17 protein-coding genes are annotated in these 14073 nt (G+C 60.1%); 6 read left to right on the top strand and 11 right to left on the bottom strand.

Features of this window, described 5'->3' with window-relative positions:
- Positions 1 to 5 precede the first annotated feature (5 nt).
- The 4 genes from speE to L4G42_RS23400 form a co-directional block, all read right to left on the bottom strand.
- Positions 6 to 866, bottom strand: coding sequence for a polyamine aminopropyltransferase (gene speE / locus L4G42_RS23415; RefSeq protein ID WP_192134408.1), 861 nt, complete (start codon positions 864 to 866; stop codon positions 6 to 8).
- 183 nt (positions 867 to 1049) lie between these two features.
- Positions 1050 to 1241, bottom strand: a complete 192-nt coding sequence (locus L4G42_RS23410) for a PLDc N-terminal domain-containing protein (protein WP_037009073.1) — start codon at positions 1239 to 1241, stop codon at positions 1050 to 1052.
- Positions 1242 to 1350: 109 nt separating this feature from the next.
- Positions 1351 to 1875 carry a hypothetical protein gene (locus L4G42_RS23405; RefSeq protein ID WP_237253866.1) on the bottom strand — a complete coding sequence of 175 codons (525 nt, stop codon included), beginning with the start codon at positions 1873 to 1875 and terminating at the stop codon, positions 1351 to 1353.
- Between the two features lie 67 nt (positions 1876 to 1942).
- Positions 1943 to 2479 (bottom strand): ankyrin repeat domain-containing protein, encoded by a 537-nt coding sequence (locus tag L4G42_RS23400; RefSeq protein WP_237253867.1) that lies wholly within the window; start codon positions 2477 to 2479, stop codon positions 1943 to 1945.
- A 512-nt stretch (positions 2480 to 2991) separates the two neighbouring features.
- Between L4G42_RS23400 and L4G42_RS23395 the strand changes: the two genes are divergently transcribed.
- The gene (locus L4G42_RS23395; protein WP_037009057.1) at positions 2992 to 3270 is read left to right on the top strand and encodes a DUF3509 domain-containing protein; all 279 of its coding nucleotides are present in this window, start codon (positions 2992 to 2994) and stop codon (positions 3268 to 3270) included.
- Between the two features lie 169 nt (positions 3271 to 3439).
- Here the strand turns inward: L4G42_RS23395 and L4G42_RS23390 are convergent, their stop codons facing one another.
- From L4G42_RS23390 to aroC, 6 genes are all read right to left on the bottom strand, one after another.
- Entirely contained in the window at positions 3440 to 4156 is a 717-nt protein-coding gene (locus L4G42_RS23390) for a helix-turn-helix transcriptional regulator (protein ID WP_237259980.1), read from the bottom strand.
- A gap of 322 nt (positions 4157 to 4478) precedes the next feature.
- Positions 4479 to 5162 (bottom strand): acireductone synthase, encoded by a 684-nt coding sequence (mtnC, locus tag L4G42_RS23385; protein ID WP_237261244.1) that lies wholly within the window; start codon positions 5160 to 5162, stop codon positions 4479 to 4481.
- 6 nt (positions 5163 to 5168) lie between these two features.
- Entirely contained in the window at positions 5169 to 5714 is a 546-nt protein-coding gene (locus L4G42_RS23380; RefSeq protein ID WP_074891918.1) for a 1,2-dihydroxy-3-keto-5-methylthiopentene dioxygenase, read from the bottom strand.
- A gap of 110 nt (positions 5715 to 5824) precedes the next feature.
- Entirely contained in the window at positions 5825 to 6439 is a 615-nt protein-coding gene (locus L4G42_RS23375; RefSeq protein ID WP_237253870.1) for a methylthioribulose 1-phosphate dehydratase, read from the bottom strand.
- Positions 6436 to 7590: an MFS transporter gene (locus L4G42_RS23370; protein ID WP_237253879.1), complete on the bottom strand. Its 1155-nt coding sequence runs from the start codon at positions 7588 to 7590 to the stop codon at positions 6436 to 6438. Before L4G42_RS23370 ends, L4G42_RS23375 begins: the two co-directional genes overlap by 4 nt.
- Positions 7591 to 7621: 31 nt before the next feature.
- Entirely contained in the window at positions 7622 to 8713 is a 1092-nt protein-coding gene (aroC, locus tag L4G42_RS23365; protein WP_237253871.1) for a chorismate synthase, read from the bottom strand.
- A gap of 127 nt (positions 8714 to 8840) precedes the next feature.
- Between aroC and L4G42_RS23360 the strand changes: the two genes are divergently transcribed.
- The gene (locus L4G42_RS23360; protein WP_237253872.1) at positions 8841 to 9836 is read left to right on the top strand and encodes an alpha/beta hydrolase; all 996 of its coding nucleotides are present in this window, start codon (positions 8841 to 8843) and stop codon (positions 9834 to 9836) included.
- 134 nt (positions 9837 to 9970) lie between these two features.
- Positions 9971 to 10771: a hypothetical protein gene (locus L4G42_RS23355; RefSeq protein ID WP_237253873.1), complete on the top strand. Its 801-nt coding sequence runs from the start codon at positions 9971 to 9973 to the stop codon at positions 10769 to 10771.
- Between the two features lie 249 nt (positions 10772 to 11020).
- Here the strand turns inward: L4G42_RS23355 and prmB are convergent, their stop codons facing one another.
- Complete coding sequence (gene prmB, locus L4G42_RS23350; protein WP_237253874.1) at positions 11021 to 11929, bottom strand: 50S ribosomal protein L3 N(5)-glutamine methyltransferase; 909 nt, start codon at positions 11927 to 11929, stop codon at positions 11021 to 11023.
- 253 nt (positions 11930 to 12182) lie between these two features.
- On the opposite strand from prmB, the gene L4G42_RS23345 reads away from it, so the two are divergent.
- From L4G42_RS23345 to L4G42_RS23335, 3 genes are all read left to right on the top strand, one after another.
- Positions 12183 to 12806, top strand: coding sequence for a cysteine hydrolase family protein (locus L4G42_RS23345; RefSeq protein WP_237253875.1), 624 nt, complete (start codon positions 12183 to 12185; stop codon positions 12804 to 12806).
- A gap of 233 nt (positions 12807 to 13039) precedes the next feature.
- The gene (locus tag L4G42_RS23340) at positions 13040 to 13360 is read left to right on the top strand and encodes a hypothetical protein (protein WP_133776635.1); all 321 of its coding nucleotides are present in this window, start codon (positions 13040 to 13042) and stop codon (positions 13358 to 13360) included.
- Positions 13361 to 13450: 90 nt separating this feature from the next.
- A complete protein-coding gene (locus L4G42_RS23335) occupies positions 13451 to 14011 on the top strand; it encodes a Smr/MutS family protein (protein WP_237253876.1) in 561 nt (186 codons plus the stop codon).
- Positions 14012 to 14073 lie beyond the last annotated feature (62 nt).

The raw sequence follows: 14073 nt of genomic DNA, 5'->3' as shown, positions 1-14073 counted from the left end.
CGCCGTCACGCGTTGCTTGGCTTGCTGATCGCCTGCAGGACGTATTGCGGCAATGCGAAGGCGCCGATGTGGACCTCAGGATTGTAGTAACGGGTGACGATGCCGCTGCCGGCGAATCGCTGATGCAACGTATCCAGCGAAATCTTGCGGTGTTGGGAATCCGTCGACCCCCAGGCAAAGGTCATCGCGCCGCCAATATAAGTGGGCACTGCTGCCTGATAGAAATGCCAGTCGGCGAACAGACCGTTCATGCGCCCTGCCGTGGTCTGCACTTCGCTCAGCTGCATGAACGGCGTACCGTTCTGCGTGACCAGAATGCCACCTTCGTTGAGGCAGCGATGGCAGGCCTGATAGAAATTCTCCGAGAACAGCACTTCGCCGGGCCCGATCGGGTCGGTCGAATCGGAAATGATGACGTCGAATTTTTCCTGGGTATTGGCAACGAAGCGCATGCCATCGTCGATGACCAGGTTCAGACGCGAATCATCGAAAGCGCCTTTGGAGTGATTCGGCAGGTACTCCTTGCACATCTCGACCACGGTGCCGTCGATCTCGACCATGGTGATGTGCTCGACCGTCGCGTGCTTGGCGACTTCGCGCAGCATGCCGCCATCGCCACCGCCGATGATGAGGACGCGTTTGGCGCGGCCATGGGCCAGAATCGGCACGTGGGTGAGCATCTCGTGGTAGATGAATTCGTCGGCTTCGGTGGTTTGAATTACGCCGTCCAGCGCCATGACGCGGCCCATGCGCGGGTTCTGGAAGATCACCAGATGCTGATGCTCGGTGCGCACTTCATGCAGCATTTTTTCCATGCGAAAGCGCTGGCCATAGCCTTCGTACAACGTTTCTTGATAATCGCTCATGGATGGAGTCCCCGATAACTACTGATGACAGGACGGCGGGCCGCCCACAAGAAGGCGCGCATTCTACGTTGCGAAGCATGACAGGTCGAATGTCGTGGTGGCGCGAGGGTGATTCGCCCAAACACAAACGCCCGACTGGCCAGGCCAGTCGGGCGTCATGTGTTCTGAAGCCTTGCTGCAATACTAGATACGCACGTTGCCACGCGGGCCAGCGATTGCCCAGATGATCAGGCCCAGCACCGGCAGGATGACGATCAGCAAAATCCAGAGAATTTTCTTCCCGGTTTCCGCGCCGCTTTTCAGCACGTTGATGATGGCCCAGATATCCAGCGCCAGAATGATCAGGCCAATCAGACCGTTGAAGGTAGAACCCATGGTGTTGCTCCTTATTGAAGGCTTGCCCACTTGAGAGTGGCGGGCTGCGATGAGGGTTCCGTTGGTCGGCAGGGATATTTCGCCGCGCAGCAACACGCGTCGACGGAGATCAAACCTGCGCCTTAAGCGCCTCCAGCGCGGGCTCTATCAATATGCCGAGTTCAACGCCGAGGGCCATGACCCGCTCGACGTCAGCGCCGTAGACCAGCACCGTTTGCAACACGTGGTCCAGCGGCTCGCTGACGTCCATCAGCACATACCCGCCCATGTCCTTGTTCATGCTGGAAAGCTGCACCTGAATCCGGTTAAGCGCCACCAGTGGCTCGGCTTTGACCAGTTGCTTGGGCTTGATGTTGAACGGCACGTTCGGACCGAACGAGGCCATGATCTCGGTGAGCAGGTCAGGATAGGTATCGGCCTGAAGCAACACGGTGTCGGGAAGGCTGCCGATGACCACCCACTCCCCCAGCGGAATTGGGAAAGTGTCGTCGAAATTGACGTCCGGGTTGGCGGTGAGGAACGCTTCGGGGTCGGCGTAAGCCTGGGCGGCCTCGTCGGCGATTTTTCCGATTTCTTCATCGCTCATGCAGCCGGAGCTGATCTTGCTGATGAATTCGATGAGTGAAGCTTTCATGGCAGATCGTCCGGGGGCTGGAAAACAGGCGCGCAGGATAGCTGGAAATGCTGCGCGCCTCTATCGCTTACGCCCCCAGACGGGTGAGCTGCTCGGCGGTCTCGGTCGCGCCCATGGTCTGCGCAGCCATTAGTGGGGTGACGCCCTTGGCGTCCTGGATATGGGGGTTGGCACCCTTGGAGATCAGGTAGTCGACGATCGCCGTACGGTTGAACATCGCCGCCATCATCAATGCCGTACGGCCGTCGGCTGATGCGCCTTCGACGTCTGCGCCGCCTTCCACAAGGATCTTCACGGTGTCCAGATCGCCTTTGAAAGCAGCGCCAGCGATCGGACTCTGGCCGTTGTCGTTGCGCAGCTCCGGATCAGCCTTGTGCTTGAGCAGCACGCGCACTGCGTCTTGATGACCGTGATAGCTGGCCAGCATCAACAACGTGTCGCCTTTGTGGTTGCGAAGGTTGGGGGTCAAGCCGTTTTCCAGCAGCCGGTCGAGCATCGGGGCGTCGCCAGCACGGGCCCGGTCGAATACCTGCTCGGCAAATTCGAGTGCCTCTTCGTCTGTCATGCGCGTGGCAGAACCGGGCGTGGTGGGGGCTTCAGACATTTCGTAACTCCAGTAGCGCAACGCAGTGCGCGGGATAAATCTAAGGATGCAGCGATCTATGGGCCAGGCAACTTATGAGCCCTGTATAAAGCGGGTAGTTCCACTGATGGCGCCATCACTCATGGCGCACCGCAGATGGCGCCACTGCAGATGACGCCAACCATGCCAGCTTCAGCGACCGGCGCCAATTCCTCGATTTCAATGAGCTCGATAGGGTCGACTCGCGGCTGGGGTAGAAAATTTCGCAACAAGGGGAAATAAATCCGGGATACCGCTGTCTCAGTTGTGTGCGCACTGCGCGACTCCCTCCCCCTCCGCACCCATTACTTACTCCCCACTCCGGTAAATTGCAGGATGCACGAGCGGCATTCATGCAAATTGCACGAAGCAGTATTTTTTTAAAATCTATAACTAACTGATTTAATTGGTATTTATTTAACGCCAAAAGCTGGCACAGTCACTGCACTAGTCATTCCAAGCTTGTTATCCCATGAGCAATGGAGCCTCTAGACATGACTTTCATCCAAGAAAAATTCGCATCCGTATTTTCCGATTTCGAAGTCACCACCCAACCGCGTCCGGACGGTGGCGTTCTGTTGACTCTGCGCAACGATGAAGGCACCAACATCCGCCGCTGTGTGTCTTACGCTCAGTTGCACACCCCAGTACAACTGGAATGGGTGATCAGTGCGATTCGTCGTGACCTGGCCGCACAAGCCAGCGAGCTGCCCGCGATCTCGATGTTGCAGAGCCAGCACCGTTTTGATTTGCCTACTTATCACACCCGATAAGTACCAGCCCGGAACCTGGCGTTCCGGCTGCAGCACGTTTCACTCTCATCGAAGCATCCCTTGTAAATTCCCGCGATAGTTGATGCTATCGCGGTTTTTTTTGGGCGTTTTCCCGAAGCGCTCACGTCAGGCGCTGGCGACCATCGCGGCTCTGTCTGTCAGGGCTCGTCTACTGAATGATCCCTCTACACAACGCCTCGCCCACCGCCTGCGCGCGATTGGTCACCCCGAGCTTGGCGTAGATGCTCTTGAAGTGATGCTTGACGGTCGCCTCCGACACTTCCTTAATCAGCCCGATCTCCCACGCCGTCTTGCCTTCCCGCGCCCATTTGAGAATCTCCAGTTCTTTTGGAGAGAGCGCCCGCGTCTGCAGTTGTCGGCCCTTCCCCGCCACGTGAAGCATCGGCACCAGACTTGTCAGCAGGTAACGATCATTGTGGGTCAGCGGGCGCTCCATCCCATTGAGCGTGCAGATGGTGATGACACCCTGATTGGCCCGCGTCTGGCTGCTGTACCCATAGGACCACGCCGGAAGCAGGTCGCAATCCTCAACCGCAGCCATGTAGGCGGGTGATGGCGGGTAGGTTTTGAAGGCCTCTTCCCAATTCAGAAAGCCCATGGTGTGGCGGTAACACCGGATGACCGGGTCCTCGATCATCAGGCGTCCCTGGCAATAAAGGTCCTTCCAGTAGCTGTCGACGTTCGACGTGATGCAACTGAGCAGTACGCCATTTCGGTACTGATACAGCATGGCCCGTTCGCTGCGGCATTCGGCCCTCAGCCAGTCGAGTGCGTTGGCGATGGCCGCATCGCCATCCTGTTCAGTGATGCTGCTGACCATCTGTTGTATCAACGGACTCAGCGTCCCTGTCTGTGCGTTTTTCATGTCCCCTCCCGTTTAAAACCATCAAATGCGCGGCCCTGATGCCCCTTGGATTTTTTATGCATGGCAGCTGAAAAACGGCGCCAGGTGCTGTCGTCAACACGACCGCACGAGGCGTATTCAAAAGCTGTCAGGGCCCGACAGGCGAAGGGTTACACAGTCGAGGAGGGTTAAACACAGCGTCGAAAACAAACAGGCATGCCTGACCGTGAAACAAGCAACTTCCCACAAACGAACAAAAACCAACTTACATTTTTCCTCATTTGGATACAAAAACGGCCAATGTCAGAGACATCGGCCGTCGATTTTCAGCGAGCGTGAATCGTCAGAAAGCGCTGGGCTCTATCGCCGTAAAACGGCTGACGTTGATGTGCCCGTCCAGTGCTCCACCATCGCGCACCAGTGCGCAGGTGGCCATGCCGGCCTGTTGCGCCGCATCGAGCTCTTCGACGATGTCGGACAGAAACAGAAACGATTGCGCCGGCTGCCCGATGCTCGACGCAATCGATCGATAGGACGCCTCCTCCCGCTTGGGCCCGGAGGTGGTGTCGAAGTAGCCGCTGAACAGTCCGGACAGATCACCCGCCTCGGAGCAGCCGAAGATCAGCTTCTGTGCCTGGATCGAACCCGAGGAGTAGACGTAGAGCGCATACCCCGCCTGATGCCAGCGTTTCAGCGCCTCAACGGCATCCGGGTAGACGTGCCCCTTGAGCTGCCCGGCCTGATAACCCTGCTGCCAGACCATCCCTTGCAATGCCTTGAGCGGCGTGGCCTTGCGATCTTCGGCGATCCATTGCAGCAGGATCTCGATCACCCGATCGACGCTTGCATCGGGCTCGGCATTGTCGATGCGCACGGCCTGCAATTGCGCAGCCACGTCAGGTTCGCCGGCATGCTCGCGGATGAACGCGGGCAGATGCTGTCTGGCGTACGGAAAAAGCACGTCGAAGACGAAGCTCACGGCGCTGGTGGTGCCTTCGATGTCGGTCAGGATCACTTTGATGGTCATGATGAATCAGTCTTCCAGACGCGGGAACTGGCTGGCGATGCTCTCGCCGGTGAACTTCGCCACCCAGCCTTCCGGGTTATTGAACAGGCGAATGGCGACGAAATGCGGGTGCTCGCCCATGTCGAACCAGTGTCGGGTGCCGGCCGGAACCGAGATCAGGTCGTTTTTCTCACAGAGCACGGCATAGACGAAATCGTCGATGTGCAGGGTAAACAGCCCACGGCCGGCGACGAAGAAACGCACTTCATCCTCGCCATGCTGATGCTCCTCAAGGAACTTGGCGCGCAGCTCGGCCTTCTGCGGGTGGTCGCTGTTGAGGCTGATCACATCGACGGTCACGTAACCGCGCTCGGTCATCAGCCTGTCGATCTGGGTGCGGTAGGCCGCGATGACCTCCTCCTGACTGGCACCGGGAGTGATCGGCGTCGCCGCCTGCCAGCGGTCGAACGCCACGCCGTGCTCGGCCAGGGTCGAGGCAATGTCTTCCAGGTGCGTCAGCACCTTGTTGGGCAGCTCGGGGGATGACACGTGGTAAACGGACAGACTGCTCATTGCGGGGCTTCCTCGGTTCGTTCCGCGTCTGTCGGCTCTGGGGCCGATCCGACGCGTTGATTCAGGCAGTGGGAACGCTGGGGTGCATTGATCGTTGCGGAGATCAGGGATCAGCGGTTGAGCACGGACAGCGTCTTGAGCTCGCATTCGAACAAGAATTCGAAGGCTTCGATCTGGCGCAAGGCATCGCTCATCTTCGCGCCCCAGGTATACAAACCATGACCGCGGATCAGGTAACCGGCGCAGTCAGGGTGTTGATCCAGCCAGGGCTGAACCTTGTCTGCGAGCCGGGCGATGTCCTGATCATTGTCGAAAATCGGCACCACCACTTTCGACTCATGGGTAGAAACGCCGCTGAAGGCCTTTTGCAGCTCGTAGTCCTCGAACACCAGATGATCACCGGCAGTGAGCCGGGACAGCACGGTGGCGTTGACCGAATGGGTGTGGAGCACGGCGCCCACCGCCGGCTTGCAGCTATAAAGCTGCGTGTGCAGCAGGGTTTCAGCCGACGGCTTTTTGCCGGGCTCCAGGCTGTTGCCGGCAAGGTCGGTGGCCAGTACGTCGTCCACGCCCAACTGGCCCTTGTGCTTGCCGGAGACGGTCAGCAGTGCTTCGGTCGGCGACAGGCGCACGGAATAATTGCTGCTGGTGGCAGGCGACCAGCCCCGGCCGTACAGAAACTGCCCCGCTTCGATGATTTCCCGAGCCAGTGCTTCGCGACTCATACGCGCTCCTCTTTCATACATGTGGCGGTCAGAACAGCAGCGGCCACGGCCGCCAGACTCGCAATGGCAAAGGTCCAACTGGCGCCCAGCGCGTTCCAGCTGTACCCGGAATACAAAGCGCCCATCGCCCCGCCAGTGCCGGAAAGGGCGGCATACAATGCCTGACCCTGACCTTGCTGGCGCGGGCCAAAGCTGCGTTGCACGTAATGCACGGCCGAGGCATGAAAGCTGCCGAAGGTAGCCGCGTGCATCAGTTGGGCGACGATCAGAATTGCCAGATGATCGGCCAGATTACCCAGCAAAAGCCAGCGCAATGCAGCGATCACGAAGCTGGTGATCAGCACCTGACGAACGCTGAACCGCTGCAGCACACGGCTCATGACCATGAACATCAACACTTCGGCGATCACCCCCAGCGCCCAAAGCAGGCCAATGATGCCGCGGTTGTAACCGAGGTGTTCCAGGTGCAGCGTGAGAAAGGTGTTATACGGCCCGTGGCTCAGTTGTATCAGGGCGACGCTGATGTAAAACGCCAGCACGCCCGGCCTGATCAATTGCCTGAGAAACCCCTCGCCCGCGACCCGCACACCCGAGACCACCGGCTGCGCGTTCGGCACCCACCAACTGCTGGCAACAATGCCGAGTAGGATCAACAGCAGCAGTTGCGGGTAGTCATCCAGGCTGAACCACTCCAGCATCCGGCCCAACACCACCACCGAGAGGATGAAGCCGATCGATCCCCACAGCCGGATCTGGCTGTAGCGGGAAGTCTGGCCTTGCAAATGCGTCAGCGTGATGACTTCAAACTGCGGCAGAACCGCATGCCAGAAAAACGCATAGAGGGCCATGACCATCGCCAGCCAGGCGTAGGACGTGTCGACGAGAATCAGGCTAAAGCACGCCAATCCGCAAATGGCGCCGAAGCGCACGATGGTCAGACGTCGGCCGGTGTAATCGCCGAGCCAGCCCCAGACATTGGGCGCAACGCAGCGCATCAGCATCGGGATCGCCACCAGTTCGCCGATGCGCGCGGCGGAAAATCCCAAGTGGCTGAAGTACAGCGCCATGTAGGGCGCCGTGGCCCCGAGCAAGGCGAAATAGAACAGGTAGAAGCTGGCGAGCCGCCAGTAAGGAAGCGCTGCCACGCTCAGATGACCGTGGCGGCGACGCGCGGCTCAGGCATTACAGCTGACCCAGAATCGGCGTCGTCACGCGCACATCGCTGTTTTGCCCGCGATGGCGCAGCAAGTGGTCGACCAGCACGATGGCCATCATCGCTTCGGCAATGGGCGTGGCGCGGATGCCGACGCACGGGTCGTGGCGGCCCTTGGTGATGACCTCGACGGAGTTGCCATCAACGTCGATCGAGTGCCCCGGCGTGGTGATGCTGGAGGTCGCTTTCAGGGCCAGGTGCGCCACGATCGGCTGCCCGGATGAAATCCCGCCCAGAATGCCGCCGGCGTTGTTCGACAGAAAACCCTCGGGGCTCATTTCATCGCGGTGCTCGGTGCCGCGCTGGGCAACGCTGGCAAAGCCGGCGCCGATCTCGACGCCCTTGACCGCGTTGATGCTCATCAGCGCGTGGGCGAGTTCGGCGTCGAGACGGTCGAAAATCGGCTCGCCCAGCCCCGGCATCACCCCTTCGGCGACGACGGTGATCTTCGCGCCCACTGAATCCTGATCGCGACGCAGTTGATCCATGTAGGCTTCCAGCTCCGGCACCTTGCTCGGGTCGGGGCTGAAGAAGGCGTTGTCTTCCACCGAATCCCAAGTCTTGAACGGGATTTCGATCGGGCCGAGCTGGCTCATGTAACCGCGAACGGTAATGCCCTGAGTGGCGAGAAACTTCTTGGCGATGGCACCGGCTGCGACGCGCATGGCGGTCTCCCGCGCGGAGCTACGACCGCCGCCACGGTAGTCGCGGATGCCGTATTTATGGTGGTAGGTGTAATCGGCGTGGGCGGGCCGGAACAGGTCCTTGATCGCGGAGTAGTCCTTGGACTTCTGATCGGTGTTGCGAATCAGCAGGCCGATGGACGCGCCGGTGGTCTTGCCTTCGAAGACGCCAGAGAGGATTTCGACCTCGTCGGGCTCCTGACGCTGGGTGGTGTGGCGGCTGGTCCCCGGCTTGCGGCGGTCGAGGTCACGCTGCAGGTCTTCCAGCGACAGCTCGATGCCCGGCGGGCAGCCGTCAACGATGGCAACCAGTGCAGGACCGTGGCTTTCGCCGGCAGTGGTGACAGTGAACAGCTTGCCGTAGGTATTGCCGGACATGCGGGAGGCTCCGAAGACGTTCAAAAACTCAAGCGCGCCAGTATACGCAGGCTTATGGCGCAGTTCATCCTCGAACCTTATTCATTTGCCCGCGTCCAATTGACACTTTATTGATGACGGTCCTGCAATGCTAAGCGCCTTACCCCTGATTCGCGGCTTCTGGCCGCTGCGAGCGATCATCTTGAGCCTGACCCTGCTGTCATCCATCGCCCACGCCGGAACGCCCGTCGTGCTGCAGCGCCCCATCAGCCTGGACACCGGCACCGGCGAGCTATTCGGCACGCTGCTGCTGCCCAAGTCACCGAATCCGGTGCCGGTGGTGTTGATCATCGCAGGTTCAGGGCCGACCGACCGTGACGGCAACAACTCCGACGGCGGACGCAACGACAGCATGAAGCGTCTCGCCCTGATCCTCGCCAAGCACAACATCGCCAGCGTGCGATATGACAAGCGCGGTGTCGCGGCCAGTCGCCCCGCCACCCCGGACGAGCGCGATCTGAGCATCGAGAAGTACGTCGACGACGCCGTCGCCTGGAGCGCCAAACTCAAAACCGACCCGCGCCTGGGGCCTTTGATCCTGATGGGCCACAGCGAGGGCGCGCTCGTCGCTACCCTCGCGGCGGAACGCGCGGGCGCCGTGGCGTTGATCTCCGTGGCGGGCACCGGTCGCCCGGTGGATCAAGTGGTCCGCGAGCAACTGCAGGATCGCCTCCCTCCTGCGCTGCTGGCGCGCAGCGAGCAACTGATCGAGGAGATCAAAGCCGGCAAGACTGACAGCGACGTGCCCGAGCCCCTTCAGGTGGTTTTCCGCCCGAGCGTGCAGCCGTATCTGATTTCACTGTTCCGGCAGAACCCGACGGCGGCGTTCGGGCAGTTGAAAATCCCGACGCTGATCATTCAGGGGCGCAACGACATGCAGGTGGGCGTGGGCGACGCCGAGCTGCTGCACAAGGCCAAACCCGACTCGCAACTGGCGATCATCGACGGCATGAACCACGTGCTGCGTATCGTGCCCATGGACATCAAGCGGCAGTTGGCTTCCTACAAGGATCCGCAGTTGCCGTTGGCCAGCGAAGTGACCGATCGCATCCTGAAATTTCTCGACTCGGTACCGGCCGCCTGAGGCCGGTGCTCTTCAACTCAACGCGCGAGTTGACGCACGATCCCTTCAGCTTCGTCAGAAACGGCCGATAACTGTCTGCTGGCACCGTGTGCCGGTGCCATGTGCCGGGCAATGTCGATAACAGGATCGCCGTGATGACAGAAGCAACCATGCAAACCGACGCGGTCGAGCCGACCGATGCCAAAGAAGGCGAGGTCGCCGCGCCTGTCTTGTGGGAAGAAGTGCACGCCGAGCACTTCTCGATGCTGCGTCTGGCGCCCCTGCCTACCGACCGCGCAACCGGCGCCCGCCCGCTGCGCTTCGTCGAGTTCGGCAAGGCCGAGCGCCACAACAAGGAATTCAGCCTGCTGCGCATGAGCTATCAGCTGCCGGGGCAAAAGACCCGCAAGGAGCAGAATCATCTGGATATCTGGGTGGATCACGCCAATCGAAGCGTTCGCGTGGGCCCTGCATCAGGCTTGCAGATCGATCCGTGGAACCGCGGCATGGGGCGTTTCATGCTGGCTCAGGGCATCAGCTGGGCGCAGAAACGTTGCGCCGAGTACAAGATCGAAGGCATTGCGCTGGCCAACAAGGATGCGCTCAACGAGGACACACGCCTGCGTCGTGATCACTTCCTCAAGACCCAGGGTTTCGAAGTTGTCTACGCCGATGCGCAGCACCTGAAAGGCACCATCAAGGACGCCAAGGTCGGCAACCTCAATAACACCTGGAACGCCGACAAAATCCAGGTCGTGCAGATCCTCGACGCCGCGCAGATGTTGCAACAGGCCGAACAGAGAATTCAGGAACAGGACGTCACGATCAAGAAATCGGAAGACAAGGTCAGCAAATACCGCCGGGACGACAGCGGCTTGCGCTTCACCATCGCCTGCCTGGTCACCTTTGCCGTGTTTCAGGCCGGCCTGCTGATCTGGATTGCGACGCATCGGTGACCCGGCGTTAAGGCGGTAAGAGGCCGGTGTGCTTGCCATCAGATATGTGGTGTGAATGCCGGCGCCTTCCCGGCTGAAGCCGGTCCTACGGGTTGCATGCGAGTAGGACCGGCTTTGGCCGGGAAGAGGCCGGTGTGCTTGCCATTAGATTTGTGGTGTGAATGCCGACGCCTTCCCGGCTGAAGCCGGTCCTACGTTGCATGCGGGTAGGACCGGCTTTAGCCGGGAAGAGGCCAGCCGATTGCTTGCCTACACCCGCGCCGCGAACAGGTCTTGATGATTGCGGCACTGCTCGGCCGTCAGCATGAACACGCCGTGGCCGCCACGCTCGAATTCCAGCCAGGCGAAATCCACTTCCGGGTACAGCGCTTCGACGTGAACCTGGCTGTTGCCGACTTCCACGATCAACAAGCCCTTCTCGTTCAGATGATCCGCAGCCTGGGCCAGCATGCGACGCACCAGATTCAAGCCGTCGTCACCGCAGGCCAGCGCCAGCTCGGGTTCGTGCTGGTATTCATCGGGCATGTCGGCGAAATCTTCGGCATCGACGTACGGCGGGTTGGACACGATCAGGTCAAAACGCTGACCCGGCAGACCGTCAAAACCATCGCCCTGCACGGTGTACACGTGCTGATCCACACCATGGCGCTCGATGTTCTGATTTGCCACTTCCAGCGCCTCGAACGACAGATCGGCCAACACCACTTCAGCGTTGGGGAACACGTCGGCGCAGGCGATGCCAATGCAGCCGGAGCCGGTGCAGAGGTCAAGAATTCGCGCCGGATCGTTGGCCAGCCAGGGTGCGAACCGCTGTTCGATCAATTCACCGATGGGCGAGCGCGGAATCAGCACGCGCTCGTCGACGATGAATGACATCCCGCAGAACCACGCCTCACCCAGCAGATACGCCGTGGGCACGCGCTCCTCAATGCGTCGCTTGATCAGGTGTTGAACCTCAACCAGCTCTTCGTCTTCAAGGTTGCAGTCCAGGTAACTGTCGGCAATTTCCCACGGCAAATGCAGGGCGCCGAGCACCAGTTGGCGAGCTTCGTCCCACGCGTTGTCGGTGCCATGACCGAAAAACAGGTCTTCCCCATGGAAACGGCTGACAGCCCAACGGATATGATCGCGCAGGGTGCGCAGGCGGGAAGTGATCACGGCAGACTCCTTGAAAAAACGACGGGCGATTCTATCAGCCATCCACGCAACAAACGATCCCGCACCGGGCGCGGCGGCCACGCGCGAAACTTTCCGCAGTCTTTGCCTCGTTTTGCAGGCACTATGACAGCAACCGCGACCTGCCCGACGGCTTGAAGCCCGGCAAAAAAGCGAGGCCTGTGAGCATGGCGGTTCACAGAATCGCTCTGCCAGTGGACAATGTGGCAAAAGCCCCACTCGAAGGAGCCCCCCGATGTCTGTTTCAAACACTGGTCCGAAGACCATGTTTCAACTCAGTGGCCGTGAATACGCAGCGGCCACCTTGAGTAATGCCACCCTGATCATCATCGATGCGCAAAAGGAATACCTCAGCGGCCCCCTCGCCCTGACCGGCGTTCAGGACGCCATCAATAACATCGTCAAACTGGTCGAAGCAGCGCGTGCAGCGAAGTCGCCAATCATTCACGTGCGCCATCTGGGCACCGTGGGCGGGATGTTTGATCCCCAAGGCGAGCGCGGTCAATTTGTCCCCGAATTGCAGCCTCAGGGTGATGAAATCATCATCGAAAAACGCCTGCCCAATGCGCTGAATGGCACCGTCTCCACCGACGACCGCACTACCCTGCACAGCCTGCTGGAAAGCCGTGGCCGGCTTGACCTCGTGGTCTGCGGGTTCATGAGCCACTCCAGCGTCAGCACCACCGTGCGCGCGGCCAAGGATTACGGGTTTCGCTGCACGCTGGTTGAAGACGCCTGCGCCACCCGCGACCTGCCGACCCCGAGCGGCGTCATCAAGGCCGAGCTGGTGCAGCAGGCGGAGATGGCAATCATGAACGACAACTTCGCCAAACTGGCGCTGACCAAAGACCTGATCTGAACCCGCGCTCGACAGGAGCTGTTGTAACCGAGCTGACTGCGCATGCCCCTCGCGCAGATCATTTTCCGGCAGTTCCTGTAGAAAAGGCGTACAAATGCAGTCGTCAGGCAGGGTGATCCTGTTCACCTGACCGCCTATCCGTTATCGACCCGTGATGCCCCTGAAACCTGGCCAGGCGGGAACCACACCACCCTGTACTGGTCAGAGCGCCGATACCCATAGAGGAAATCGGAATGAAAATATCCGATGGTTTTGATGCCCGTCGCCTGCGCCCCAAGGGCCAAGGCAGCTGGCGGATGCGCATAATTGCTGCGATTTCGGCCGTTCTGGCTACCGCTGGCGTGCTGCTGGCCATGGCCGGCGTGGCCAGTTTGATCGGCAACCCTGTCGCGCTGGGCGAACTCAACGCGAGTCCGGCTGGCGCCGTGGTGACGGTGATTGTCGGTTTGCTGATGCTGTATGTCGGCATCTGGTTCTGGCGCCGCAGTCGTCGCCGTCGTCGTCGTGCCGGCGAACTCAACATGTCCCCCCATCTGATGAAGAAACACGACTGACCTTCGCGTCATCCGCTGCTGGTTAATCATCGATAGTCGCGCCGATTCTGGCGTGACGTGGTTAAACTGGCCCCCTTCGCGGAGACCACCATGCAAGACGACGACTTTTCCCTGTTCAGAAGTGAGATTCGCGGCGTAAAGCCGATCAAGACTGAACATGCGGACGTAGGGAAACCCAAAACAGACCGTAAGAACCTGGCCAAATTGCGTCAGGCCGCCACCGTGCGCTCCGATGCGACGATCACCGTTGACGGTTTGTCAGACCAGTTTGTGATCGACGTCGGCCCTGAAGACACGCTGTACTGGGCACGTGACGGGGTGCAGGAAGGCCAGATGCGCAAGCTCAAGCTTGGGCAGATCAGCTTCGAAGGCAGCCTGGACCTGCATGGCATGAGCGTCGAAATGGCGCGCGAGACGATGTGGGAATTCCTGGCCGAGGCGGCAAAACTCGAAGTGCGCTGCGTGCGCATCACCCACGGCAAGGCGGTGCGGCTGGATGGCAAGCGGCCGATGATCAAGAGCCACGTCAACACATGGTTGCGCCAGCACCAGCAGGTATTGGGATTTGCTTCGTGCATCGCCAAGCATGGCGGCGCAGGTGCGGTGTACGCAATCCTCAAGCGGACCATGATGGAAGGGCGTGACGAGTAAGCCAGGATGCGGAATGGTCATCCACCGCGTATTAGCGTCAGGAACGCAGATTAACGGACGGC

Source organism: Pseudomonas petrae, assembly GCF_021728295.1.
GTDB lineage: Bacteria > Pseudomonadota > Gammaproteobacteria > Pseudomonadales > Pseudomonadaceae > Aquipseudomonas > Aquipseudomonas petrae.
The sequence above is the reverse complement of the archived record's forward strand: the minus strand, read 5'-3'. Positions and strand labels throughout refer to the sequence as shown.